A 23,042-nucleotide genomic window follows, 5' to 3' on the forward strand; every position below is an offset into this window, starting at 1 on the left:
GTGCCTGCCTATCGCCACGAAATTTGGGCCATATCGGTGGCACGAAAATCGAGCATTCCTACCGAAAAAACTCCCTATGGTTGATCGCTCTCTCACCCGGAGCCCCCGTTCCCGCCCCATGGACGCCGGGATAGCCCGGTGCCATCATCGGGCCGTCATGCCGTCGACCTTCTTCACGTCCGACACCCATTTCGGCCATGAGCGCATGGTCCGCCTGCGCGGCTTTGCCTCGAAGGACGCGATGGACGCGGCCCTGATCGAACGCTGGAACCGCATCGTCGGGCCGGACGACACGGTCCATCACCTGGGCGACGTGTCGTTCCGGAACACGAGCGAGACGCGCGACATCCTGGAACGCCTGAACGGCACGCTCCACCTGGTCGAGGGCAATCACGACAGCCGCCAGATCCGCAACCTGCCGCGCTGGGCCTCGGTGTCGCAGATCGCCGAGATCAAGCTGGACGGCCTGCCCGCCGTGCTCTGCCATTTCCGGATGGCGGTCTGGAACCGCAGCCATCACGGCGCGCTCCACTTCCACGGCCATTGCCACGGCGCCATGGCCGGCGACAGCCAATGCCTGGACGTCGGCGTCGACACCGCCTGGGCCGACCTCGGCCCGATCGGCAACGACACCATCCGCCGCGTCCTGGCGGCGAGCCCCGCGCATCGGGAACCCTTTCAGCGCCGCTACGAAACCACCTGAGTTTCAGGCCAGCGCCACGCTCTTCATGACGACATGGACGGCCCTTCCCGGCACGAGGCCGAGGTCGGCGACGGCGGCCGGGGTCAGGCGCGACAGCAGCGCGGCACCGCCGCAGTCGAGGCGGAGGTCGAGTTCGCCATCGTCGCGGGGCGCGATTTCGCCGACCACGGCGGGCAGGATGTTGCGGGCGCTGATGCCTTCCGGCCGCGCGGTCGCGACGATGACGTCGCGGGCATGGACCCAGAGCCGGCAGGCGCTGCCCGGCGCCGCCTGCGACAGGGGCACGAAGAGGCGCCCGACCGGGCCTTCGAGCATGGTCAGCCCCGCCGCCGGGTCATGAGCCGCGACGGTGAGTTCGAGGAGGGCGCCGGCGTCCGGGCGCTGGCTGAGGGCCTTCACATCGAGCCGGGACATGACCTCGGCCAGGGGGCCGGAAGCGGCGACACGGCCCCGGTCCAGCACCACCAGATGATCGGCCAGCGCCACCACTTCCGCGAGATCGTGGGAGACATGGACGATGGGCACCCCGGCCTCGTCCCTGAGCCTTGCCAGGAAGGGCAGGATCTCGCGCCGCCGCGCCTCGTCGAGGGCGGACAGCGGTTCATCCATGAGGAGGAGACGGGGCCGCGCCAGCAGGGCGCGGCCGATGGCGACGCGCTGCTTCTCCCCGCCCGAGAGCAGGGCGGGGCGGCGGTCGAGGAGATGGCCGATGCCCAGCATCTCCACCACCGCGTCGAAATCCGCCACATCCCCCTCGCGCGGGGCGAAGAAACGGCCGTAATTGAGGTTGCGGCGCACGTTCAGATGGGGGAACAGGCGCCCTTCCTGAAAGACGTAGCCGATGCGCCGGCGGTGCGGCGGCAGGCAGAGACCGGCCGCGGTATCGACCAGACGGACACTGTCGACGGCGATCCGCCCGCTTTGCGGCCGGGTCAGGCCGGCGACGACATTGACGATACTGGTCTTGCCGGAGCCGGAAGGCCCGAACAGGCTGATCACCCGGCCGTCGGCGGCGAAATCGACGTCCAGCGCGAAATCGCCGACGCGATGGCCGATGGAAACCTCGAAGCTCATGACCCCGCCCTCACGCCAGCCGCTTGCCGAGGCGGCGCGCCAGCACTTCCGACGCGATCAGGGCGGCCATCGAAATGGCGACGGAGATCCCGACCAGACGGAAGGCGGCGGCATCGCCCCCCGGTACCTGGGTCAGGGTATAGATCGCGGTCGGCAGGGTCTGGGTCTCGCCCGGGATGTTGGAGACGAAGGTGATGGTGGCGCCGAATTCGCCCATGGCCCGGGCGAAGGCCATGATCATCCCGGCCAGGATGCCGGGCAGCACCATGGGCAGGGTCACCGTCAGGAAGACCCAGAACGGCGAGGCGCCCAGGGTGCCCGCCGCCGCCTCCAGCTTGCGGTCGACCGTATCGAAGGAGAGGCGGATCGCCCGCACCATCAGGGGAAAGCCCATCACCGCGCCGGCCAGCGCGGCGCCGGTCCAGCGGAAGGCGAAGACGATGTCGAAATTCTCCGCCAGGAAAGAGCCGATCGGCCCGCGCCGCCCGAACAGGATCAGCAGCACGAAGCCGGTCACCACCGGCGGCAGGGTCAGCGGCAGATAGACCAGGGCGTCCAGGATCGCGATCCCCGGAAAGCGCCCGCGCGACAGCACATAGGCGGTCAGCACGCCGAAGGGCAGGCTGACCGCCACCGCCCAGAAGGCCACCTTGAGCGACAGCAGGATCGCGGTGACTTCTTCCGGGCTCAGGTCCATCGAAGCCTCAATTGGTCGAGGGGGCGTTCACCACGGTGAAGCCGGCGGCGGTGAAGCTGGCCGCCGCCGTGGCCGATTTCAGGAAGGCGACGAAGGACGCGGCGGCCGGGTTCTTCGATTCGGCCAGCACCGCGACCGGATAGACGATGGCGGGATAGGAACCCTCGGGGAAGGTGCCGACCACCTTCACCTGCGGGTCCGCCGCCGCGTCTGTCGCATAGACGATGCCGAGCGGTGCCTCGCCCCGGCCGACCAGGGCCAGCGCGGCGCGGACATTGGCGGCCTGGGCCAGCCGCGGCTCGACCGAGGCGAAGAGGCCGAGGCTTTCCAGCGCCGCCTTGCCATAGGTGCCGGCCGGGACCGAGGTGGTCTCGCCGATGGCGAGATGGCCGTCGCCGAGAAGGCCGGCGAGATCGAGATCCCTGGTGATGGTGACGGGTTCGAGCGGGGAATCGGCCGGCGCCACCAGGACGAGGCCGTTGCCGAGCAGCGGCTCTTCCGTCGCCTTCACCGTGAGCCCCTTTTCGGAGAGGACGTCCATCCATTTGGTGTTGGCCGAGATGAAGACATCGGCCGGGGCGCCGGCCTCGATCTGCTTGGCGAGCGCCCCCGAACTGGCGAAGGACACCTGCACCTCGGTGCCCGTCTCCTTCTCATAGGCTTCGGCGAGGCTGCCCACCGCTTCCTTCAGGGAGGCGGCGGCGAAGACCAGCAGCGGCCCGTCGTCCGCCCTGGCCCCCGAGGCCAAGGATGCGGAAAGGCCGACGGCGGCGGCGAGAGCGATCAGATCGCGACGCGACAACAGCATGACGGACACCTCATATGGTTACCAGTGTTGACGTTTCTCCCGCCCGATCAAGCGGGAGCGGTTTATCCATTCGGCGAAGATCGCGCCGATATTCTCCCTTTGTTCCCCATCGGCCGTGGCGGTAGACTGCGTCATGGCCGAAGACACCTCCGAAACCGGCCCCACTGGCGCGCGCAAGATCATCCATGTCGACATGGATGCCTTCTACGCCTCGGTGGAGCAGCGGGACGACCCCGGCTTGCGCGGCAAGCCGCTGGCGGTGGGGGGTGCCCGTGCCCGGGGCGTGGTCGCGGCCGCCAGCTATGAGGCGCGGCGCTTCGGGGTGCGTTCCGCCATGCCCTCGGTCACGGCGCAGCGAAAATGCCCGGATCTGATCTTCGTGCGCCCGCGCTTCGATGTCTATCGTGCGGTCTCGGCCCAGATCCGCGACATTTTCGCCGAATTCACGGCGCTGATCGAACCGCTGTCCCTGGACGAAGCCTATCTGGACGTGACCGGCAGCGGCTTCGGCGGCGGCTCCGCGACGCGGATCGCCGAAGCGATCCGGGCCCGCATCCGCGCCGAGACCGGGCTGACCGCCTCGGCCGGCGTCTCCTACAACAAGTTCCTCGCCAAGATGGCGTCGGACCAGCGAAAACCCGATGGCCTCTTCGTCATCCGCCCGGCGGAAGGGGCGGATTTCGTCGCCGCCCTGCCGATCGGCAAATTCCACGGCATCGGCCCGGCGACGGCGGCGCGCATGCAGCGCCTCGGGGTCGAGACCGGCGCCGACCTCAGGGGTCTCGACCTCGAGGTCCTGCAGCGTCACTTCGGCAAGATCGGGCACTATTACTATTGGCTGGCGCGGGGCCGCGACGACCGCCCCGTCTCGGCGGAGCGGGTGCGCAAGTCGGTCAGCGCCGAAACCACCTACGACACCGATCTCTTCACGCCCGAGGCGGTGCGCGCGGCCCTGGCCGAACTGGCGGCGAAAGTGTGGCGCCATTGCGCGGCGGCGGGCGTCGCCGGGCGCACCGTCACCTTGAAGCTGCGCCATCCGGATTTCCAGCAGGCGACGCGCAGCCGCACCCTGGCCACGCCCGTCGACAGTCTCGCCACCCTGATCCGGATCGCCGAGGACCTGGCGGGGGCGGAACCGGCCGGGCCGAAGGGCATCCGCCTGCTCGGCGTCGGCCTCTCGTCCCTGGTCTCGGCAAGCGATCCGGCGCCGCCGCCGCAATTGCCCCTGCCGCTCTGAGCGCATCGCCGTCAGATCAGCAGGCGGGGAAAGTCGGCGCGCGGCGCCGCCGGCCGTTCGGCGGGCCGTCCGATGAAGAAGCCCTGCAACTCGTCGCATCCCATGGCGCGGAGGGCGTGGAGCTGGCCGCGCGTCTCGATGCCTTCCGCCGTCACCGCGACGCCGAGCGCGCGGGCGAGACTGACGACCGTGCGGACGATGGCGACCGAGCGGCTGTCGGTCTCGATGTGGGAGACGAAGGCGCGGTCGATCTTCATGCGGTCGAAGGGAAAGGTGCGCAGGATCGCCAGCGACGACCAGCCGGTGCCGAAATCGTCGAGCGCGATGCAGACACCGATCGCCTTCAGGGCCTGCATCGCGGCCATGACCGCCCCGGTATCGGTAATCAGCGTCGTCTCCGTGATCTCGAGTTCGAGGCGCGCCGGATCGAGGCCGCTTTCCGCCAGCACCCGGGCGACGGTGCGGGGAAAGCCGGGATCGACGATCTGCTTCGGCGAGACGTTGACGGCGACGCGCGTGCGCGCCGGCCAGGTCGCGGCTTCGCGGCATGCCGTCTCCAGCACCCAGGCGCCCATGGGCAGGATGAGACCCGACGCCTCCGCGACAGGGATGAAGACTTCGGGCGAGACGGGCCCGCGTTCGGGGTGATGCCAGCGCATCAGCGCCTCGTATCCGTGCAACGCGCCGTCGGCGGCGGCGACCATGGGCTGATAGGCGAGATGGAAGGCGTCTTCCGCGATGCCGGCGGAAAGGTCGGCGCGAATGTCCCAGGCCTCGGCCGGGCGCTCGCCGACCGTGGGCGCGCTGTCGCGCCCGACGCCGCCGCCGCCCCGGCGCTTGATCCGCCGCATGGCGCTTTCGGCCCGATGGCGCAGGCGCTGCGGCGTGCCGGCATCGTCGGGAAAGACCGAAAGGCCGATCGCGGCGCCGACGGTGACGGTGGCCCCGGCGATATCGGCCGGCTCGGCGATCGCCTTCAGCAGCGCGACCGCCCGATCCTCCGCCGTGGCGCCCGCCTCGCTGGGATCGAGCCCGGTGAGGATGAGACAGAATTCGTCGCCGCCCATGCGAAAGGCGGTACCGCATTCGCCGGCGAAGGCCTGAAGCCGCTGGGCGACGATCTGGAGCATCTGGTCCCCGACGGCGAAGCCATGGACGTCGTTCACCGTCTTGAAGCCGGCGAGGTCGATCGAGAGCACGGCGAAGCGATAGCCGTAGCGCCGCGCGCTGTCGGTCGCCGCGACCAGGGCGGCGCTCAATTGGGAGCGGTTGGACAGGGCCGTCAGGTGATCGTGGCCCGCCAGATATTTCGCCCGCTCCTCGGACTCGCGCAGCGGCGTGTGATCCGTGATCGTGCCGACGATATAGGGGATCATCTGGCGCGGCCCGGGCATTCGGATCCGGCGCTTCTGGATCAGGATGACGCGCGGCGCGCCGGTCGCGTCCTGCACCACCATCTCGCTGTCGTCGGGCTCCCCGGTCTCGAGGACATGATCGTCGCTGCGCCAGATCGCCTCGCGCTGGTCGTCGGACAGATGGCCCGCCGGCGCCCGCCCCAGCACGTCGCGGGCCCGAAAGCCCAGCAGGTCGCACAATGCGTCGTTGACGATCACGAGCCGATGGTCCCGGTCCAGCACGAAGACCGGCGTCGGAACCGCATCGATGATGGCCTGAAGCGTCTCGCTGGACGCCAGGAACATGGGCAATGTGTTCATCTCGTCCCCTGGGTCGAGTACGCCGAAAAGGGCGAGAATCCCCGGGGCGGAAACCGGCTCCCGTCCCTGTCCTCGCCCGACTGGCCCCCGATCCTTCGGCCGCGACTGCCGGCTTCCATTGCCGTTTTTTCTCTTCAGCGGAATTTCAGGGCCTGGATCTCGCCAAAAGTGTTTCGCGCGAACTGCCGAAGGTCAACCCCACCTCCGATTATGGTTAATCCACTGCCGCGCGAAGGCAGGTGCATGGTGCATATTGCAGCGCAGCGGCGTAGCGTCGGATGATCCGGTGTCGGCGTTCAGGGATCGGCGTTCAGGGATCGGCGTTCAGGGATCGAAGGGGTAGGGCAAGCATGACCACGGACAGGGAGACGGCGCCGGGCGCCCCGGGCGCGGGCGCCATGGCCGCCGCGCATTCCCGTTTCGACAATATCCAGGGCCTCGCCTTCGGCGTGGTGATGATTTCCTTCGGGATCTCCCTGCTGCACGCCATGGGCCTGATCACCGGTCAGGCGGCGGGCGTCGCCTTCCTGATCTCCTATGCCACGGGGGCCGATTTCGCCCTGATCTTCCTTCTGGTGAACGTCCCCTTCTACGTCCTCGCCGTGATGCGGCTGGACCGGGGCTTCACGCTGCGCTCGATCGTCTGCGTGACCGCGATCTCCGCCCTGGCCGGGCTGGCGCCGCGCCTGTTCGAATACAGTCACGTCGAACCCTTCAGCGGCGCGGTGGTCGCCGGCTTCTGCATCGGCATCGGCCTGATCGGCCTGTTCCGCCATGGCGCCAGCGGCGGCGGGGTCGGCATCCTCGCCTATTACGTCCAGGAGAAGACGGGCTTTCGCGCCGGCTGGCTGCAATTGTCCCTGGACGTCGTGATCTTCGGCGGCGCCTTCCTGGTGCTGGACGGCTGGGCCGTCGTGCATTCCCTGGTCGGGGCGCTGGCCCTCAATCTCCTCGTCGCCTTCAACCACCGGCGCGACTGGTATGTCGCGCGATAGCAACCACCGCCGCGACTGGTATGTCGCGCGATAGCAACCACCGCCGCGACTGGTATGTCGCGCGATAGCAACCACCGCCGCGACTGGTATGTCGCGCGATAGCAACCACCGCCGCGACTGGCACGTCGCGCGCTAGCCCCAGATCAGGAGCTTGAGGGCGAGGACGACCGAAACGACGACCAGCACCGGGCGCACGATGCGGGCGCCGACGCGCACCACCAGATGGGCCCCCACCCGCGCGCCGATCAATTGCCCCAGCGCCATCGCCCCGCCGACGATCCAGACCACGTGGCCGCCGGCGACGAAGATGGCGAGGGAGGCGATGTTGGAGGTGAAGTTCAGCACCTTGGCATGGGCCGTCGCCCGGCGCAGCGAATGCCCGAGCAGGGCGACGAAGCCGATGGCGAAGAAGGATCCCGTCCCCGGCCCGAAGAAACCGTCATAGGCGCCGATCAGGGGCGCCACCGCGCCGATGAAGACGGCATCCGGCACCCGGCGGTGGGCTTCGATATCGCCCGCCCGGGGCGACAGCAGGACATAGAGCGCGACCCCGACCAGCAGCACCGGGATCATCCGTTCGAGAGCGGAAGCATCGACCATGCGGACGCCGATGGTGCCGACGGCGGAGCCGGCGAAGGTGCCTGCGATGAAGGGCCAGAAGCGGGCGAGATCGATTTCGCCCCGGCGGATGAAAGTGACGCTGGCGACCAGCGTGCCGAACGTGCCCTGCAGCTTGTTGGTGGCGAGTGCTGCCGCCGGCGGCAGCCCGGCCCAGAGCAGGACCGGCAGCGTCAGCAGGCCGCCGCCGCCGGCGATCGCGTCGATACAGCCGGCGACCAGGGCGACGGCGAACAGAAGGACCAGGACCTCGGGCCCCGCCAGGAATTCCATGATCGTGTTTCCGGTCGATCCACTAGGGCCGAAGCAGGCGGGCCCGCGCCAGCCCGAACAGGACGAGCGGCGCCAGCAGGAAATGCAGAAGATCCATGGGCGCCGACCGCGCCGACTGGCGCAGCACCACGACATCCGCCACCTCGAGCCCGAGGGCGACGAGAACGACGAGGCCGATCACCAGGAGGTGGCCGATGCCGCGCCGGGTGGCGAGCGAGATCAGCACGAGGAACAGCAGCCCCAGATAGATCTGCCCGGCCTCCGCCCCGCCGGGCAGGGCCTGGGCGACGACGAACCTCACATCGCCATACATATGCACCTCGTCGTCATCGTTAATCTTTCGTTTGCCCCCTGGGCACTAGGATGCCCGAAACATGCCACAGACCGAGCCCTGCCACCCATGGCCGACAAATACGCCGCCGTCCACCTGAACACGATCGGACAGATCGCCGAGCACGGCTATGCGCTCCGGATGGATTGCAGGAGTTGCGGCAAGGGCGCGGACGTCGACCTCGATTCGCTGATCGCGCGCCTCGGCGCCGAATTCACCCTGCCGGAACTGCGCCGCCATGCCGCCTGCCCCCATTGCGGCGGCGCCGTCGGCTTCTCCATGCGCCTTGCCGCCGCCGGCACCAAGCCGGACGGCCATCCGATGGCGATCCGCCTGAAGCCGCGGCGCTGACAAGGCGCCGGCGTCGCGATAGAACACCCTTCATTCGCGCATCCCGGATCCGCTGCCTATCCGATTGCAATATTGAAGCGCACTCCTTACCTTGCGGCGATATTTTCGACCCCAGGGACCAATCCTTCCATGTCCGACACTTTCGACGCCATCGCCGACATCATCGCCGAGACCTGCAACATCGAGCGCGAGACCATCACGCCCGAGAGCCATGCGATCGACGATCTCGGCATCGATAGCCTCGACTTCCTCGACGTCACCTTCGCCATCGACAAGAAGTTCGGCATCAAGATGCCGGTCGAGGCCTGGATGAAGGAAGTGAACGAAGGCCGCGCCGCGACCGAGGATTATTTCGTCATGGGCAATCTCGCCGCGAAGATCGACGAGCTGCGCGCCGCCAAGGGCTGACCGGGCGCCATGCGCCTCGAATATTTCCAGCTCGTCGACGGTATCGAGACGATGGATGCGGAAAAAGGCACCATCGTCTGCCGCGCCACGGTGCCGACCGAATCGACCATCTTCGAAGGCCATTTTCCGGGCCACCCGCTGATGCCCGGCGTCCTGCTGCTCGAATGCATGGCGCAGACCGGCGGCCACATGATCCTGGCGCGCAACGGCTATGAGAAGATGGCCTTTCTCGCCCAGGCCGACCGGGCGAAGTTCCGCGGCTTCGTCGTGCCCGGCGACAGTCTCGAAGTGCACAGCGAGCTGACCCACGAGGGCTCGGGCTATGCCGTCTGCAAGGCCCGCATCCTGAAGGACGGCAAGGCGGTGGCGGATGCCGAGATCCGCTATCGCGTGGTCCCTTTCCCTTCGCCCGAGTTGCGGGACAAAATGCTGGCCTTCGTCCGCACCATGGGGCATCCCCAGGCCTGATGCGGGCAGGCCCGACACCGAGGTAGATATCGTCATGACGCGCGAAGTCTGGATCACCGGCCAGGGGCTGCTGTCGCCGCTGGGCCAGGATCTGAACGAGACCTGGGACAGGCTTTCGGACGAGGCGGCGATCGCCGCCGCCGCCGATCATGCCTTCCTGCCGCCCTTCACCGTCATGCCCATGACCCTGCCGGCGCTGGACCGCTTCGTGCCGAAGCGCGGCGACCAGCGCGCCATGGGGCCCTTCATGCTGGCCGGCTGTATCGCCGCCGCCATGGCCATGGACGAGGCCGGTCTCCTGGGTGCCGAACCGGACGTGCTGAAGCAGATCAACCTGATGGTCGGCGTCGGCGGCGGCGAGCGCGACGAAGCGGTGGACGAGGCGATCCTGACCGCCCTGAACGGCAGGGACGATGGCGATGTGCTGGCGGAACAGCTCCAGACCGAACTCCGCCCCACCCTGTTCCTGGCGCAACTGCCCAATCTCTTCGCCGGCAACATCTCGATCGTGCTCGGCGTCTCGGGCTCCAGCCGCACCTTCATGGGCGAGGAGGCGTCGGGCGTCGACGCGGTCCGCGTCGCCTATGAACGGATCCAGGGCGGCCAGGACGATCTCTTCCTGGTGGGCAGCGCCTTCAACGCCTCGCGCAGGGACATTCCCCTGCTCTATCAGGCCGGCGGCTTCCTGCTGGAAGATCCGGCCCTGCCGTTCTGGCGGCGCCCCAAGGCGGGCATGGCGCTCGGCTCCGCCGGGGCCTTCCTGGTGATCGAGTCGCGCGAAAGCGCCGAAGCGAGGGGCGCCAAGCCCTTGGCCCGCCTGTCCGGCGTGCTGAACGACCGTTGTCGCCGCGAACCCGGCCAGGCCAGCGCCAATGCCGCGCGCGAATGGGCGATGCTGGCGCCGAAGCCCGGCTGCGCCGTGCTATCGGGCGCCTGCGGTTCCGGCCCGGCAACGGCGGAGGAACATGATTTCCTGATGAAGATGGTCCAGGGCGCCGAGGCGGCGCAGGTGCGGCCGACCGCCGCCGCCCTCGGCCATTCCATCGAATGCAGCTTCCTGACCAATCTCGTGCTCGCCACCAAGGCGGTCCGCGAAGGCAAACTGTTCCCGGCCCTGACCGACGACCCGGTGGAGGCGGCACCCGCCGCCGACGTCACCCAGGCCGTGGTCACCACCTGGGGCCATCGGCGCGGCGAGGGAATGGCCCTCGTCGAGCGCATCTGAGGAGGGTTCGACATGGCCTCTCGTCCCGTCGCGGTCACCGGCATCGGCCTCGTCACGTCGCTCGGCAAGGGTGCCGAGGCGAACTGGCAGGCGCTGTCGGCCGGCAAGTCCGGCATCCACCGCATCACCCGCTTCCCGACCGACAAATTGCGCACCACCATCGGCGGCTCGGTCGACTTCCTGCTGGAAGAGCCGTTCTCGGCCACCCAACTCTCCTTCGCCCTGGCGAAGACCGCCGCCGGCGAAGCCGTGGCCCAGTCGGGCATCGGCACGCCGGGCGATTTTCCGGGCGAACTCTTCCTCGCCTCGCCGCCCGTCGAGCATGAATGGCCCCAGCGCGTGCGCCTGGACCGCCAGGCCCCCGGCCAGCCCCATACCTATGGCGGCATGATGGCCGCGGCCGCCCAAGCCGGCGAAGACCTCTATGTCGATTTCATCAACGGCACCATCGCCGACCGGCTGGCGGATGAATTCGGCACCAAGGGCAGCCCGATCACCCTGACCACCGCCTGCGCCTCGGGCGCGACCGCGATCCAATTGGGGGTCGAGGCGATCCGCCGGGGCCAGACCAAGGCGGCGCTGGCGATCGGCACCGACGGCTCGATCCATATGGAAGCCCTGATCCGCTTCACCCTGCTCTCCGCGCTCTCGACCAACAACGAGGATCCGACCAAGGCGGCCCGGCCCTTCGCCAAGGGACGCGACGGCTTCGTCATGGCGGAAGGCGCCGGCGCCCTGGTGCTGGAGGACGCGGAGGCGGCCAAGGCGCGCGGCGCCACCATCCTCGGCTACATAAGGGGCGTGGGCGAGGCAGCGGACACCTTCCACCGCACCCGCTCCAACCCCAACGGCGAAGCGATCATCCGCGCCATCAGCGATGCCCTGGACGATGCCGGCGTCGCCCCCGGCGACATCGACTACATCAACGCCCACGGCACCTCGACGCCGGAAAACGACAAGATGGAAGCCTTCGGCATCCAGGCGGTGTTCGGCGACGACGCCGCCAATGTGCCGGTCTCGTCCAACAAGTCGATGATCGGCCACACCCTGACCGCCGCCGGCGCGGTCGAGGCGGCGATCTCGATCCTGACGCTCCAGCACCAGGTGCTGCCGCCCACCATCAATCACGAAGGCCCGGCGGACATTCCCCTCGACTTCGTGCCGAACGAGGCGCGCCCGGCCGAGGTGGACCTGATCCTGTCCAATTCCTTCGGCTTCGGCGGGCAGAACGTCTGCCTCGTCATCGGCCGCAATCCGGACTGACCATGGCCGGCGCGGTTCTCGTCACCGGCGGGACCGGCGGCATCGGTTCGGCGCTGGTCCGGCACCTGTCGGCCGAGGGCTGGGCGGTCAGTTTCACCTGGCGCTCGGACGGCGCGGCGGCCGAGGCGCTGGCGGACGAGACCGGGGCGGAAGCGATCCGCCTCGACCTCGCCGACCGGGCGGCGGTCGCCGCTTGCGCCGAAGCCCTCGCCGAACGGGACGCCTCCTTCGCCGCGCTCGTCCACAATGCCGGCGCCACCCATGACGCGCTGGCCGCCACTCTCGACATCGAGCGCGCGGCCGAGGTGATGCAGGTGAACCTTTTCGCCTTCATGGCCCTGGTCAAGGGCGTGGTGCGCGGCATGACGGCGGCGCGGCGCGGCCGGATCGTCGCCATCGGCGCGCTGGCCGCGGCGCGCGGCACCGTGGGCAACGGCGCCTATGCCGCCTCCAAATCCGCCTTGGAAGCCTATGTCCGCACCCTGGCGGTGGAGGTCGGGCGCCGGGGCGTGACCGCCAATGTGGTGGCGCCCGGCTGGATCGACACCGCCATGGCCGGCGACGCGGCGTCGGGCCTCGCCAAGGCGATCCCGGCCCAGCGCCTCGGCACGGCGGCGGAGGTCGCGGCGGCCGTCGGCTTTCTGTTGCGCGACGGTGCCGCTTATGTCAATGGCACCACCCTGACGGTGGACGGCGGGCTGGGCATCGCCCTTGCCGCTTCGAAGTGACGGATAGGATAGAGAAATGCTGGCGCTGCGCCTGATCGAGGAAGGCCGTACCGAACTCGTGGAGATGGAGGCGCCGCCCCCGCCGCCGCCCGGCCGGATCCAGGTCCGCATGAAGACCGTGGCGCTCAATCATATCGACGTCTGGGGCCTGCGCGGCATGGCCTTCGCCAAGCGGAAGCTCCCCCTCACCGTCGCGGTCGAGGGCGCGGGCGAAGTGGTGGCCCTAGGCGACGGCGTGACCAGCCACAGGATCGGCGACCGGGTGGCGATCTATGCCGGCGTCACCTGCGGCCACTGCAGGCGCTGCCTGAAGGGCCAGGAGAACCTGTGCGAGAATATCGCCGGCATCATGGGCTTTCACATCGATGGCGTCGCGGCGCAGTTCCTGAACCTCGATCCCCGTCAGGCGATCGCCATTCCCGACAATGTGAACGACGTCGACGCCGCCTGCGCCACCACCACCTTCGGCACGGTCCAGCACATGCTGTTCGAGAATGCCAAGCTGGAAGCGGGCGAGACGGTGCTGATCCAGGCCGGCGGCTCGGGCATCGGCACCACGGCGATCCGCATGGCGAAACAGGCCGGCGCCTATGTCTTCACCACCGTCGGCTCGGACGAGAAGATCCAGAAGGTGCTCGATCTCGGCGCCGATGTCGCCATCAACTACAACAAGGACCGCTTCGAATCGATCGTGCGCCGCGCCACCGACAAGAAGGGCGTGGATGTCGTCTTCGAGCATGTCGGGCCCGACACCTGGGCCAAATCCCTGTTCTGCCTGAAGCGCGGCGGCCGCCTCGTCACCTGCGGCTCCACGACCGGCGTCTCGGCCGAAACCAATCTGTTCCAGCTCTTCCAGATGCAACTCCGCATCTTCGGTTCCTTCGGCGCCAATTTCGCCAACATCCGCGAGGGGTTGCGCAAGATGTCCGAAGGCATCCGCCCCGTCATCGACAGCGAAATCGACCTAGGCGACATCGGCGCCGCGCTCCGCCGCATGCAGAGCCGCGACCTCTTCGGCAAGATCGTGGCGCATGTGCCGTGAGGGGGTGAGGTTCGGGTCTACGACGAGAGAATTTAGTGGAGTGTCACCGGAATTCGCGGAATTCGTCACCGGAATTCTTCGTCTTCTCCCGCTGGGTCTATCGACAGCGCAACCTTGTCGAACGGTTCTTCAACAAAATCAAACAGTTCCGGGGCATCGCAACGCGCTATGACAAGCGGCCGGAAAACTATCTCGCAGCCGTGAAGCTCGTCGCTGCGAGAAGCTGGTGTCAGAGCTTATGAGTCTACGGCCTAGCAGATGCTGCCATAGCGCATGGTTGTGTACGATGATCGGCGGCAATATCGGGAGTTTGGCGGCAGCACTGCGCCAATGTAGTAGTATTCTCAGCGGTCCACGTCGTCAAAGATTGACTGTATGTTCGAACGTGCATTGGCGGCTCGGCCAACGGGCGTTTCCACTCGATCTTCAATGTCGGGGGCACGGGTCTCATTGAGATCCTCAATCGCCTTCACGATCGCAATTCGCCCGATATCGATCTTAGTACGGTCGGTGTCATCGATCGGAAGCGCGTCCTCGATACCGTCCAATAAGCTCGACAACTCATCGAAGTGACTATCCGGGTCACTATCCCCGCAATTCGACTTCCAATCGGAAATATGAGTGTCGAGTTGATCAATAACGTCTCCCCTTACTCGTGCTAAGAGATCGTCAAACTCGGCATCTGTCAGGAGAGACCGCAGAGAGTCGTCGCGAAAAACACCTCCATCCGGGACCGTAAGAGTCGTATCGACAATGTGTTCTACGAGGCTGAGGCGCTTTTCGTCGGGCAAAAGTTTCGCCAGGTGCAGCTTCGCCAGTAGTCGATTTTCGGAGGAGTACGCCATGAATGCGCCTGGGCGGAGATCGAGAACGTCAGGCGCCTGGTCTACAACCAGCCGCAAGAACGCAGTGTCGCAGCGTTGACCGAGAAAATAGCGGATGCGGTAGTCAATGGGATGTACGAGCAAACGATTGAGAAGCGCCGGATACAACGATGGGCCGACACGGACGCTCGCGCCACGCAGTTCCACCCCGCCGCACACAACCTCCTCAAGCAGCCGTTCGAATTTCGCGCCGCGCAGGTAAATTTCGGTCAGTTCAGGTGAATTGGCGACGAGTGCAGCATAGGCATCGCCAATAGTCGGGTGCTTGAAGGTCCATTTAGGCCCCTCCGTTGTGTCAACAAGCAGGGCAAGACTTCCGCGAAGCGAATCGAGCGCGAGCCGGATTTCGGCAGCGGTTACGCCCAAAAGTTCTGTGATCAACGCTATACGGTCGTCATTCTCGATCGGTGACGCGAGTTGCCCGCCGTGCATGAAAATCAGTGCAACTGCGGCCGCTTCGCCTCGATCGAGATTGCGCAGCACGTCTTTGAGGAAATCGACGGGTCGCCGTGCAAAATCAAGCAAGCCCTCCTCATCGAGGGTCACTTTCTCCGTAAAGAATGCAGACCCGAGGCGACGAGCTGTCTCAGGAAGAAAAGATGCATCTTCCGCAAGTTTTGCCAAATGAGGCTTGATTGCCTTCTTAAACGCAGCCGGTTGATCACCGCGTTTAATGTGATTGTACAGGATTTGCGCCTTCTCGGCGGTTGCCAAGCCTTGGACGTTGATGACCACCTGAGATTTGTCGAAAAGCGGAAACGCTCCGGTTTTGAGATCGCGATGAGCTGATCGCCAGATGTAGGTGCGGGATGTCAGCAGGAAGCGCGCACCCTTGCGCAACGCGGCAGCCATTAGGGGCATCTGCCGATTCCAGGCGTCGGCAATATGGCGTTGGTACTGAGTGGCGCCGAAAGCATCATCTATCCAGAAGAACTGCTTGGGGTCATCGGGATTCCAATGCCGCATGATGTCTTCAGGACTGGTCACGCGGATCGTCGGCGCGTGCCAGTGATCGAGCGCCCCCAAAGCGAGACTCGCGGCGATGGTCGATTTTCCGGAAGCTGGATCTCCAAGCAGCAAGACAAAATTATGATTGAGTAGCGCGTCCACGCTGTGACGATGAGCATCTGTTACAACGAAACATGCCAGATCGTCCCCAAGTGCGCTCAGGACCGCGTGAGATTGCGCATAGGCCCGCTCATCAAGGATTTGGGAAAGATCTCCCAATCCATAGACCCTCGGCACCATCACCCGTAGCCGTGACGATTCCCGAATTTGCTGTGCTATCCAGTCACGCCCAAGAACGACACAGTTCTTCACGCCCACCGCTTCGAACGCCGCAGCGATTGCGTCGGCCTGCGTGCCCGATACGCTGTGATTTGTGAGAAGGATGTAGTCTTCAGCCAACCCTCTGGCTGCAAGCTTTCCGGCCTTGGTCAATTCGCCCTTCACGGCGCTCAGGCTTAGCGGTGCATCCGCCTTGCTCGTGAATTTGCATTGGATTGTCGAGCGACCGGCTGCACCTCCATTGGACCAACGGCCTAGAAATGCACCATCGCGCCCGCCGTCCTTTGAGGGCAGAAATGTCTCAACCGACCGTTTGAGCACTTCCTGAGCGATTGCTACGCACAGGTCTTGAAACGACTTCCAGCCTAAAGTGTGAAGAGCGTAATCGATTAATGGTCCTTGCGCTGATGGCAAAAATGAGCCGTCCACCTCTGTAAGGTTCGATACTCGTTTCGCTTCTTGATTATTGATTTCCAACGACACCTCAATTTTTAAGCGCTCGGCCTAGCTGACTGGATGACCATCCAGTCCAAAATCCTCAGACAGCGTCATTGGGCCAGGGAGACGCGCCCGTCTTTCAGACGATGTCGGCTCGCTTGTGCCAGATTGACGGTGTTGCGCACGAGATCGAGAATTACGGAATTACGGTGACACCCCACTAATTAATCAGTTCAAGACGCAAGTGATGCTATGAGCCGCCCCAACAGCGACAAAGGTATTTTCGTCCTGCGGTGCATTGAAAGCCGCCTCCCTGTCTGCTCACCCTACATCATGACACTGATCCAATAGATCGCCTGCACGAACCCCAGGATCTCAAACACCATCGAGACCCAGATCAGCGTCGTGGGACGGCCGTCGGTGACGAGGCTGAACAGGCGGCCCAGGGTGAGGCCGCCGGTCAGGACGGCGATCAGCACCAGGGCGGGCAGGGCCAGGGCCGGCATCCAGGCGGCGGCGATCGAGAGGGCGCCGGAGACGAGGGTGACGCCGCCCATGCCGGCGCGGGTCTGGCTGCGGGCATTGACGCCGCCGAGGGTGATGCCCAGCGTTTCGCTCGCACCGTCGGGATCGAAGAAGGGCCGCAGCCCGACCAGCACGATGATGATGCCGGTGACGATCAGAAACCCGTCCATCCCCTCCCCCTCCCGCTCGAGCGAGCACTTTCCCGGGAGGGTAGCACGGCCACGACCGCGCGCGGCAGCGGGGATCAGAGAAAATCGGCCATATATCGCCGGAGGGCCGGGATCGCCTTGGCGTCGAAATCCTCGATCAGGCGGCGGCTGAGGCCATAGAGCACCTGGCGCCGTTCCGTGAAGCCGGCGTCCTTGGGCACGGTGTCGGTCTGGCTGACGCTGACGGTGGTCTGGGCCGTGGTGGTGCCGTCGGTGATTTCGCGCCGGGCATCGAAGCGGACGTCGAGGCGGGTGGTGACGCGGGCGCCGGGCTCGTCCGTGAACACGCCCTGCACGCCGCCCGTCGTGGCCAGCCGTTCCTCGATCGCCGAAGCGTCGGTGATCGTCACCGTCAGCCTGCCGCTGCTGCCGGCGGCCTGCAGACGGTCGCCGAGCCAGTTGGTCAGGGCGGTCAGGGGCGGCACGTCGAATTCACCCTCGACATGGCCTTCGCCGAAGAAGCTGGAGCGGTCGACCACCTCGATCTCGGCGACGTTCAGGCGGAGCGGCGCGCCGCCGACATGGAACGGCGGGAAGCTGGGTGCCGGATCGGTCGCGGCGCAGGCGCCGAGCCCGGCCAGGGACGGAACGAGAGGCACGGCGACGAGAAACGCGCGACGCGAGATCATGGTCTTCTTCCGGTAGATTTTCGCCAGTCAGGCCTTGCCGATCAAGCTTCCACCGTCTCGGGGTCGAAGGCAAAGCCGGCGTTGCAGAATTCACAGGTGACGAGGATCTTCCCGTCGACCGCCATATCCGCACGGTCTTCGGGCGAAAATTGGGCGAGAACCTGCGAGATCCGCTCGCGCGAGCACCGGCAGCCGACGGAGACCACGGGGGTCGAATAGACCCTGACGTCGTCCTCGTGATAGAGCCGCCAGGCGACTTCCTCCATCCGCAGTTCCGGGCCGACCAGTTCCTCCGCCGTCACCGTCGCCGCCTTGCTGCGGGCGTTGACCCAGCGGTCCTCCGCCGCCGGATCGGGCAGATGGCCGCCGACATCGGCGCGCGGGCCGGCGCTGCCGTGGGGCAGGTGCTGGACCATCAGACCGCCGGCCAGCCACGGCCCGTCCGGCCAGGCCCGGCGGGCGGCGAGGCGCACCAGGGTCGGTATCTGTTCGGAATCGCGGAAATAGGCTTCGGCGCATTCGGCCAGATCCTCGCCCTCCAGCGCGACGATACCCTGATAGCGGTCGGTCTCCGGCCCCTGGTCCAGGGTCATGGCCAGGTAACCCTTGCCGACCAGGGCACCGAAGGCGGGATCGGGACCCAGGCGGTCCAGGGCCTCGCGGTCGAACTGGGCATAGCCGCGAACGGCGCCCGGCGTGGTGAAATCGGCGACCACCATGGAGACCGCGCCGTCGCTCTTGGTCTGGACCGTGAAGGTGCCGTCGAACTTCACCGAATTGCCGAGCAGCACGGCGACCAGGATCGCCTGCGCCAACAGGCCCGACACGGCATCGGGATAATCGTGCCGGGCGAGGATCGTATCGACCACCGGCCCCAGCCGGACATGGCGCCCACGCACGTCGAGCGTATCGATCTGAAACGGCAAGACCCGATCCAGGCCCTTCTCGTTGTCGTTCATCTATGTTCACCCTCAAGCGCCGGGCGCGCGCATCCGCGCGCTTGGCTCGCTTCGCTGAAGCTCCGCGGGGCCTCAATGGCCCAGTTGGGTGCCTCTATTCCTCAGGCGTCACATCCATTGGCGTTCATCTCCCCCAAGGGTCATCCCGGCGAAGGCCGGGATCTCCTGGGGGAAGGGCACCCGATCAGTCGGCGAGGCACCAGGCCAGGATGCCCTTCTGGGCGTGCAGGCGGTTTTCCGCCTCGTCCCAGACGATGGACTGCGGGCCGTCGATGACGTCCGACGTCACTTCCTCGCCCCGATGCGCCGGCAGGCAGTGGAGGAACACCGCGTCCTTGGCGCCCAGGCCCATGCGCCGCGCATCGACGCGGTAGGGTGCCAGCAGGTTGTGCCGGCGTTCCGCCTCGGTGTCGCCCATGGAGACCCAGGTGTCGGTGACGATGGCGTCCGCGCCCTCGGCCGCCGCGTCGGCGTCGCGGGTCACGGTGACCCTGGCGCCTTCCCTGGCCGCCCAGTCGAGGATCTCCTTCGGCGGCGCCAGTTCGTCCGGGCAGGCGAGGCGCAGCGCGAAATCGAATCGGGCGGCGGCATGGATGAAGCTGCGCGCCACATTGTTGCCGTCGCCGAGCCAGGCGAAGGTGCGACCGGCGATGTCACCCCGGTGCTCCTCGTAGGTCATGATGTCGGCCATGATCTGGCACGGATGCGACCAGCGCGTCAGGCCGTTGATCACCGGCACCGTCGCCGCCTCGGCCATCTCGGTCAGATTGCTGTGGTCCGAGGTGCGCAGCATGATGGCATCGACGTAACGCGAGAGGACACGCGCCGTATCGGCGATCGTCTCTTCGCGGTTGAGCTGCAGTTCGGTGCCGAGCAGCAGCAGGGTCTGGCCGCCGAGCTGGCGCATGCCGACGTCGAAGGAGACGCGGGTGCGGGTCGACTGCTTCTCGAAAATCATCGCCAGGATACGGCCGTCGAGCGGGCTGCCGGCATCGGGCACGCCCTTGGGCAGGCCGTGGCGCGCGGTCTTCAGCTTCTTCGCGCGGTCGATGATGGCGCGGAGCGTAGCCTTATCGAGGCGGTCGAGATCGAGGAAATGCCGAGGCGTCTTGGTGAAATTCACGACACTCATGATGCAGCCTTCATATCCGCCTTCACTTCGGCCGACAGTGCGGCGCAGGCGGTATCGAGAAGCCGGGCGGCCGCGGCCACCTCTTCTTCGGTGATGTTCAGGGGGGGCAGCAGGCGAACCGTATTCTCGCCGCCGCCGACGCCGATCAGGCCCGCGTTGCGCATGGCCGCCTGCAGGCGCTTGTTCTCGATGCCGTCGCGGACCTTGAGGCCCAGCATCAGGCCCCGGCCGCGAATGCCCTCCACGATGTCCGGATGGCTGTCGACGATCATCGCCAGCGACTGGCGGAGGCTGGACGCGATGGCATTCACCCGGTCGAGGAAGCCCGGCTCCAGCATCAGGTCGAGGACGGCATTGCCCACGGCCATGGCCAGCGGATTGCCGCCATAGGTGGAGCCATGGCTGCCCGCGGTCATGCCGATGGCCGCCTTCTCGGTGGCGAGGCAGGCACCGAGCGGGAAACCGCCGCCGATCGCCTTCGCCGTCGCCATGATGTCCGGCGCGACGCCGGCCCATTCATGGGCGAAGAGCTTGCCGGTACGGCCCATGCCGCATTGAACCTCGTCGAGGATCAGGAGGATGCCGTTCTCGTCGCAGAGCTCGCGGATGGCGCGCATCTTCTCGTCGGACAGGGGGTTGATGCCGCCCTCGCCCTGGATCGGCTCGAACAGCACGCCGGCCGTCTCATGGGTGATCGCGGCCTTGAGGGCGTCGAGATCGCCGAAGGGCACGTGGTCGAAGCCCTCGACCACCGGGCCGAAGCCTTCGACCAGCTTCTGCTGGCCGGCGGCGGCGATGGTCGCCAGCGTCCGGCCGTGGAAAGCGCCTTCGAAGGTGACGATGCGCCAGCGCTCCGGATTGCCGGTGGCGCTGTGATACTTGCGGGCCGTCTTGATCGCGCATTCGACCGCTTCCGCACCGGAATTGGTGAAGAAGACATAGTCGGCGAAGGTGGCGTCCACCAGCCGCTGGGCCAGGCGCTCCTGTCCCGGGATGCGGAACATGTTGGACGTGTGCCAGACCTTGCCCGCCTGTTCCGTCAGCGCCTTGACCAGATAGGGATGGGCGTGACCGAAGGCGCAGACGGCGATGCCGGCGGCGAAATCCAGGAATCGTCGGCCGTCGGTCGACACCAGCCAGGCGCCCTCGCCCTTCTCGAAGGCGAGGTCGGCACGCGCATAGGTCGGCAGGACGGCGGACGTGGTCACGAGTTGGCTCCTGAAAATAGAAACCCCTGCCGGTGGCCCGCCTTCCCCCATGGAATGCGTAAACCGCCAGCAAGGCCCGGAACAGAAGAGCGGCAGAGTAAATAGAGAAGGCCCCGATCTGTCAACGTTTCTGCCGGATTTCGGGGGGCTTGCCTGGGCTGGCGGCATCGGAACAATGCTGTGTTCAAGCTTGGGAGCGCCGGGGGAAGCGTCCATGCGCACGACCATCATTCTCGACGACGAGTTGCTGTCCAAGGCGCGGACCCTAACCGGCCTCACGAACCGGTCCGCACTGGTCCGAGAGGCGTTGAAAGCCTTGCTCGAAAGGGAAAGCGCGGGCCGTCTCGGTCAGCGTGGCGGAACCGAGCAGGACGCGGCGGCCGTCTTGCGCCGCCGCGCCGACCGGGCTTGACCCTGACTGGGCGTCAAGAGCGGGGCAATCGTTTCCTATGTATATGTAAAGGTCTCGATACGTCTTGCCCCCTCACCAGGTCTCGGCGAAGGGGCGGAGTTCGAGTTCGTGGGTCCAGGCGGAGCGGGGCTGGCCGTGGAGCATCCAATAGGTCTCGGCCACGGCGGCGGGGTCGAGGGCGGCATCTGCGCCCTTGCCCTCGATGAAGCCGGGCAGGAAGCCGCGCACCCGCTCGCCGTCGACCACGCCGTCGATCACGACATGGGCGACATGGATGCCCTGGGGGCCGAATTCCCGCGCCATGCTCTGAGCGATTGCGCGGAGCCCGGCCTTGGCCGAGGCGAAGGGCGCGAACATGGGCCGCCCGCGCAGCGACGCCGAGGCACCGGTGTAGATGATCGTGCCCTTGCCCGCCGGCAGCATGGCGCGCAATGCGCCCTGGCCGACCAGCATGCCGGCCAGCGGCCCCTGGCGCCACATGGTCTCGAGCACGTCCGGGGTCATCGACATGAAGTCCTGGGGCCAATTGCCGCCGACGTTGAAGACCACCAGTTCGGGCACGCGGCCGTCAGCCGCCACGCGCTCGAAGACGGCGCCGACGTCAGCGGGTTCGGTGGCATCGGCTTCGACGGCAATGGCGGTGCCGTCGGCGTCGGTGATCGCCTTCACCACATCGGTCATCTTCTCGGGCCGGCGGCCCGCGACATAGACCGGCAGGCCCGCCCGGGCCAGGCGGATGGCGGTGGCGCCGCCGATTCCGGCGACCGGGCCGACGCCGAAGACAATTGCGGCAGTCTTGGCGGGGGGCGCGCTCATGCCGCCGCCTCCTCGGCCTTCAGCGCCTCCTCGACGAAGTCGAGACGGTCCTGGCCGAAGAACATCTCGCCGTCGACGAAGAAGGTCGGCGCCCCGAAGGCGCCGCGCGCCACCACCGCCTCGGTATCGGTCTTCAGCTTGTCCTTCACCGCCGGATCGGCGATCAGGGCTTCGTAATGGCCGGGGTCGATACCCGCCGTGGTCAGCACCTCGCGCACCACCTGCCCGTCGCCCATGTTGCGGCCGTCGCGCCAGATGGCGTCATAGACGGCGTCGCAATAGCGGCAGAAATCGTCCGTCCCCGCGAAGCCGGAAGCGCCGCGCATCAGGCTGACGGTATTGATCGGGAAGAAGGGATTGAAGTTCAGCGGCACGCCGAACTTCTTCGCGTAGCGCGCCAGATCGGTGAAGAGATAGGCGCCCTTGGCCGGCACCGTGATGGGCGCCGAATTGCCCGTCGCCTTGAACACGCCGCCCAGCAGGATGGGAATCGGCTTTACCGTGGCCCCCGTCCGCTCGGCGACGGCGCCGATGCGCCGCCAGGCGAGATAGGCGGCCGGGCTGCCGAAGTCGAAATAGAATTCAACGGTCTTGGACATCGCATTTC

General features: G+C 66.8%; 25 protein-coding genes. 11 read left to right on the top strand and 14 right to left on the bottom strand.

Going from position 1 to position 23,042, the window contains the following annotated elements; all coding sequences use genetic code 11:
- Positions 1 to 157: 157 nt before the first annotated feature.
- Positions 158 to 703: a metallophosphoesterase family protein gene (locus L2U69_RS07635; RefSeq protein WP_236106192.1), complete on the top strand. Its 546-nt coding sequence runs from the start codon at positions 158 to 160 to the stop codon at positions 701 to 703.
- Between the two features lie 3 nt (positions 704 to 706).
- On the opposite strand, the gene modC is transcribed toward L2U69_RS07635, so the two are convergent.
- Genes modC through modA form a run of 3 tightly spaced genes read right to left on the bottom strand, consistent with a single transcriptional unit; the run spans position 707 to position 3,282 of the window.
- Positions 707 to 1,777 carry a molybdenum ABC transporter ATP-binding protein gene (gene modC, locus L2U69_RS07640; protein WP_236106193.1) on the bottom strand — a complete coding sequence of 357 codons (1,071 nt, stop codon included), beginning with the start codon at positions 1,775 to 1,777 and terminating at the stop codon, positions 707 to 709.
- A gap of 10 nt (positions 1,778 to 1,787) precedes the next feature.
- Complete coding sequence (modB, locus tag L2U69_RS07645; RefSeq protein WP_236106194.1) at positions 1,788 to 2,474, bottom strand: molybdate ABC transporter permease subunit; 687 nt, start codon at positions 2,472 to 2,474, stop codon at positions 1,788 to 1,790.
- 7 nt (positions 2,475 to 2,481) lie between these two features.
- Positions 2,482 to 3,282 carry a molybdate ABC transporter substrate-binding protein gene (modA, locus tag L2U69_RS07650; protein ID WP_236106195.1) on the bottom strand — a complete coding sequence of 267 codons (801 nt, stop codon included), beginning with the start codon at positions 3,280 to 3,282 and terminating at the stop codon, positions 2,482 to 2,484.
- A 133-nt stretch (positions 3,283 to 3,415) separates the two neighbouring features.
- On the opposite strand from modA, the gene dinB reads away from it, so the two are divergent.
- Positions 3,416 to 4,519: a DNA polymerase IV gene (gene dinB, locus L2U69_RS07655; RefSeq protein ID WP_236106196.1), complete on the top strand. Its 1,104-nt coding sequence runs from the start codon at positions 3,416 to 3,418 to the stop codon at positions 4,517 to 4,519.
- Positions 4,520 to 4,530: 11 nt separating this feature from the next.
- Here dinB and L2U69_RS07660 read toward each other — a convergent pair whose 3' ends face one another.
- On the bottom strand, positions 4,531 to 6,234 hold the full coding sequence (locus L2U69_RS07660; protein WP_236106197.1) for a putative bifunctional diguanylate cyclase/phosphodiesterase: 1,704 nt from the start codon (positions 6,232 to 6,234) through the stop codon (positions 4,531 to 4,533).
- A gap of 350 nt (positions 6,235 to 6,584) precedes the next feature.
- On the opposite strand from L2U69_RS07660, the gene L2U69_RS07665 reads away from it, so the two are divergent.
- Entirely contained in the window at positions 6,585 to 7,229 is a 645-nt protein-coding gene (locus tag L2U69_RS07665) for a YitT family protein (RefSeq protein WP_236106198.1), read from the top strand.
- 132 nt (positions 7,230 to 7,361) lie between these two features.
- Here the strand turns inward: L2U69_RS07665 and L2U69_RS07670 are convergent, their stop codons facing one another.
- Both L2U69_RS07670 and L2U69_RS07675 read right to left on the bottom strand, forming a co-directional pair.
- Complete coding sequence (locus tag L2U69_RS07670) at positions 7,362 to 8,120, bottom strand: TSUP family transporter (protein WP_236106199.1); 759 nt, start codon at positions 8,118 to 8,120, stop codon at positions 7,362 to 7,364.
- 22 nt (positions 8,121 to 8,142) lie between these two features.
- Entirely contained in the window at positions 8,143 to 8,433 is a 291-nt protein-coding gene (locus L2U69_RS07675; protein ID WP_236106200.1) for a hypothetical protein, read from the bottom strand.
- An 87-nt stretch (positions 8,434 to 8,520) separates the two neighbouring features.
- Here L2U69_RS07675 and L2U69_RS07680 point away from each other — a divergent pair, with 87 nt between their 5' ends.
- The 7 genes from L2U69_RS07680 to L2U69_RS07710 all read left to right on the top strand — a co-directional run bounded on the left by L2U69_RS07680 (position 8,521) and on the right by L2U69_RS07710 (position 13,936).
- Positions 8,521 to 8,802 (top strand): hypothetical protein, encoded by a 282-nt coding sequence (locus L2U69_RS07680; RefSeq protein ID WP_236106201.1) that lies wholly within the window; start codon positions 8,521 to 8,523, stop codon positions 8,800 to 8,802.
- 129 nt (positions 8,803 to 8,931) lie between these two features.
- Positions 8,932 to 9,210: an acyl carrier protein gene (locus L2U69_RS07685; RefSeq protein WP_236106202.1), complete on the top strand. Its 279-nt coding sequence runs from the start codon at positions 8,932 to 8,934 to the stop codon at positions 9,208 to 9,210.
- A gap of 9 nt (positions 9,211 to 9,219) precedes the next feature.
- The gene (locus L2U69_RS07690) at positions 9,220 to 9,678 is read left to right on the top strand and encodes a 3-hydroxyacyl-ACP dehydratase FabZ family protein (RefSeq protein WP_236106203.1); all 459 of its coding nucleotides are present in this window, start codon (positions 9,220 to 9,222) and stop codon (positions 9,676 to 9,678) included.
- Positions 9,679 to 9,712: 34 nt separating this feature from the next.
- Positions 9,713 to 10,903, top strand: coding sequence for a beta-ketoacyl-ACP synthase (locus L2U69_RS07695; RefSeq protein ID WP_236106204.1), 1,191 nt, complete (start codon positions 9,713 to 9,715; stop codon positions 10,901 to 10,903).
- 12 nt (positions 10,904 to 10,915) lie between these two features.
- Positions 10,916 to 12,166: a beta-ketoacyl-ACP synthase gene (locus L2U69_RS07700; RefSeq protein WP_236106205.1), complete on the top strand. Its 1,251-nt coding sequence runs from the start codon at positions 10,916 to 10,918 to the stop codon at positions 12,164 to 12,166.
- Positions 12,167 to 12,168: 2 nt separating this feature from the next.
- The gene (locus tag L2U69_RS07705; RefSeq protein ID WP_236106206.1) at positions 12,169 to 12,894 is read left to right on the top strand and encodes an SDR family oxidoreductase; all 726 of its coding nucleotides are present in this window, start codon (positions 12,169 to 12,171) and stop codon (positions 12,892 to 12,894) included.
- A 16-nt stretch (positions 12,895 to 12,910) separates the two neighbouring features.
- Positions 12,911 to 13,936 (top strand): zinc-binding dehydrogenase, encoded by a 1,026-nt coding sequence (locus tag L2U69_RS07710; protein ID WP_236106207.1) that lies wholly within the window; start codon positions 12,911 to 12,913, stop codon positions 13,934 to 13,936.
- Between the two features lie 344 nt (positions 13,937 to 14,280).
- On the opposite strand, the gene L2U69_RS07720 is transcribed toward L2U69_RS07710, so the two are convergent.
- The 6 genes from L2U69_RS07720 to L2U69_RS07745 all read right to left on the bottom strand — a co-directional run bounded on the left by L2U69_RS07720 (position 14,281) and on the right by L2U69_RS07745 (position 21,207).
- Positions 14,281 to 16,584: an nSTAND3 domain-containing NTPase gene (locus L2U69_RS07720; RefSeq protein WP_236106208.1), complete on the bottom strand. Its 2,304-nt coding sequence runs from the start codon at positions 16,582 to 16,584 to the stop codon at positions 14,281 to 14,283.
- Between the two features lie 287 nt (positions 16,585 to 16,871).
- Positions 16,872 to 17,240, bottom strand: a complete 369-nt coding sequence (locus L2U69_RS07725; protein WP_236106209.1) for a DUF4345 family protein — start codon at positions 17,238 to 17,240, stop codon at positions 16,872 to 16,874.
- 74 nt (positions 17,241 to 17,314) lie between these two features.
- Positions 17,315 to 17,908 carry a hypothetical protein gene (locus L2U69_RS07730; RefSeq protein WP_236106210.1) on the bottom strand — a complete coding sequence of 198 codons (594 nt, stop codon included), beginning with the start codon at positions 17,906 to 17,908 and terminating at the stop codon, positions 17,315 to 17,317.
- A gap of 41 nt (positions 17,909 to 17,949) precedes the next feature.
- Positions 17,950 to 18,867, bottom strand: a complete 918-nt coding sequence (locus tag L2U69_RS07735) for an Hsp33 family molecular chaperone (protein WP_236106211.1) — start codon at positions 18,865 to 18,867, stop codon at positions 17,950 to 17,952.
- A 184-nt stretch (positions 18,868 to 19,051) separates the two neighbouring features.
- Positions 19,052 to 19,999: an ornithine carbamoyltransferase gene (gene argF, locus L2U69_RS07740; protein ID WP_236106212.1), complete on the bottom strand. Its 948-nt coding sequence runs from the start codon at positions 19,997 to 19,999 to the stop codon at positions 19,052 to 19,054.
- Positions 19,996 to 21,207, bottom strand: coding sequence for an aspartate aminotransferase family protein (locus L2U69_RS07745; RefSeq protein ID WP_236106213.1), 1,212 nt, complete (start codon positions 21,205 to 21,207; stop codon positions 19,996 to 19,998). The genes argF and L2U69_RS07745 overlap by 4 nt, the downstream gene beginning before the upstream one ends.
- 214 nt (positions 21,208 to 21,421) lie before the next feature.
- Here L2U69_RS07745 and L2U69_RS07750 point away from each other — a divergent pair, with 214 nt between their 5' ends.
- Positions 21,422 to 21,619: a type II toxin-antitoxin system VapB family antitoxin gene (locus L2U69_RS07750; RefSeq protein ID WP_236106214.1), complete on the top strand. Its 198-nt coding sequence runs from the start codon at positions 21,422 to 21,424 to the stop codon at positions 21,617 to 21,619.
- Between the two features lie 72 nt (positions 21,620 to 21,691).
- On the opposite strand, the gene L2U69_RS07755 is transcribed toward L2U69_RS07750, so the two are convergent.
- Positions 21,692 to 22,435: an SDR family NAD(P)-dependent oxidoreductase gene (locus L2U69_RS07755; RefSeq protein WP_236106215.1), complete on the bottom strand. Its 744-nt coding sequence runs from the start codon at positions 22,433 to 22,435 to the stop codon at positions 21,692 to 21,694.
- On the bottom strand, positions 22,432 to 23,034 hold the full coding sequence (locus L2U69_RS07760; RefSeq protein WP_236106216.1) for a 2-hydroxychromene-2-carboxylate isomerase: 603 nt from the start codon (positions 23,032 to 23,034) through the stop codon (positions 22,432 to 22,434). Before L2U69_RS07760 ends, L2U69_RS07755 begins: the two co-directional genes overlap by 4 nt.
- Positions 23,035 to 23,042 lie beyond the last annotated feature (8 nt).

Origin of the sequence: Zavarzinia marina, assembly GCF_021568905.1 — a bacterium.
GTDB classification, from domain to species: Bacteria; Pseudomonadota; Alphaproteobacteria; order Zavarziniales; family Zavarziniaceae; genus Zavarzinia; species Zavarzinia marina.

What these genes read in the sequence shown, in the direction of transcription:
- L2U69_RS07760 (WP_236106216.1), bottom strand. Translation starts at nt 23,034, where the DNA reads ATGTCCAAGACCGTTGAATTCTATTTCGACTTCGGCAGCCCGGCCGCC.
- L2U69_RS07750 (WP_236106214.1), top strand. Translation starts at nt 21,422, where the DNA reads ATGCGCACGACCATCATTCTCGACGACGAGTTGCTGTCCAAGGCGCGG.
- L2U69_RS07755 (WP_236106215.1), bottom strand. Translation starts at nt 22,435, where the DNA reads ATGAGCGCGCCCCCCGCCAAGACTGCCGCAATTGTCTTCGGCGTCGGC.
- L2U69_RS07705 (WP_236106206.1), top strand. Translation starts at nt 12,169, where the DNA reads ATGGCCGGCGCGGTTCTCGTCACCGGCGGGACCGGCGGCATCGGTTCG.
- L2U69_RS07690 (WP_236106203.1), top strand. Translation starts at nt 9,220, where the DNA reads ATGCGCCTCGAATATTTCCAGCTCGTCGACGGTATCGAGACGATGGAT.
- L2U69_RS07700 (WP_236106205.1), top strand. Translation starts at nt 10,916, where the DNA reads ATGGCCTCTCGTCCCGTCGCGGTCACCGGCATCGGCCTCGTCACGTCG.
- L2U69_RS07660 (WP_236106197.1), bottom strand. Translation starts at nt 6,234, where the DNA reads ATGAACACATTGCCCATGTTCCTGGCGTCCAGCGAGACGCTTCAGGCC.
- modB (WP_236106194.1), bottom strand. Translation starts at nt 2,474, where the DNA reads ATGGACCTGAGCCCGGAAGAAGTCACCGCGATCCTGCTGTCGCTCAAG.
- L2U69_RS07710 (WP_236106207.1), top strand. Translation starts at nt 12,911, where the DNA reads ATGCTGGCGCTGCGCCTGATCGAGGAAGGCCGTACCGAACTCGTGGAG.
- dinB (WP_236106196.1), top strand. Translation starts at nt 3,416, where the DNA reads ATGGCCGAAGACACCTCCGAAACCGGCCCCACTGGCGCGCGCAAGATC.
- L2U69_RS07675 (WP_236106200.1), bottom strand. Translation starts at nt 8,433, where the DNA reads ATGTATGGCGATGTGAGGTTCGTCGTCGCCCAGGCCCTGCCCGGCGGG.
- L2U69_RS07695 (WP_236106204.1), top strand. Translation starts at nt 9,713, where the DNA reads ATGACGCGCGAAGTCTGGATCACCGGCCAGGGGCTGCTGTCGCCGCTG.
- L2U69_RS07725 (WP_236106209.1), bottom strand. Translation starts at nt 17,240, where the DNA reads ATGGACGGGTTTCTGATCGTCACCGGCATCATCATCGTGCTGGTCGGG.
- L2U69_RS07665 (WP_236106198.1), top strand. Translation starts at nt 6,585, where the DNA reads ATGACCACGGACAGGGAGACGGCGCCGGGCGCCCCGGGCGCGGGCGCC.
- argF (WP_236106212.1), bottom strand. Translation starts at nt 19,999, where the DNA reads ATGAGTGTCGTGAATTTCACCAAGACGCCTCGGCATTTCCTCGATCTC.
- modA (WP_236106195.1), bottom strand. Translation starts at nt 3,282, where the DNA reads ATGCTGTTGTCGCGTCGCGATCTGATCGCTCTCGCCGCCGCCGTCGGC.
- L2U69_RS07680 (WP_236106201.1), top strand. Translation starts at nt 8,521, where the DNA reads ATGGCCGACAAATACGCCGCCGTCCACCTGAACACGATCGGACAGATC.
- L2U69_RS07635 (WP_236106192.1), top strand. Translation starts at nt 158, where the DNA reads ATGCCGTCGACCTTCTTCACGTCCGACACCCATTTCGGCCATGAGCGC.
- L2U69_RS07735 (WP_236106211.1), bottom strand. Translation starts at nt 18,867, where the DNA reads ATGAACGACAACGAGAAGGGCCTGGATCGGGTCTTGCCGTTTCAGATC.
- L2U69_RS07670 (WP_236106199.1), bottom strand. Translation starts at nt 8,120, where the DNA reads ATGGAATTCCTGGCGGGGCCCGAGGTCCTGGTCCTTCTGTTCGCCGTC.
- L2U69_RS07730 (WP_236106210.1), bottom strand. Translation starts at nt 17,908, where the DNA reads ATGATCTCGCGTCGCGCGTTTCTCGTCGCCGTGCCTCTCGTTCCGTCC.
- modC (WP_236106193.1), bottom strand. Translation starts at nt 1,777, where the DNA reads ATGAGCTTCGAGGTTTCCATCGGCCATCGCGTCGGCGATTTCGCGCTG.
- L2U69_RS07685 (WP_236106202.1), top strand. Translation starts at nt 8,932, where the DNA reads ATGTCCGACACTTTCGACGCCATCGCCGACATCATCGCCGAGACCTGC.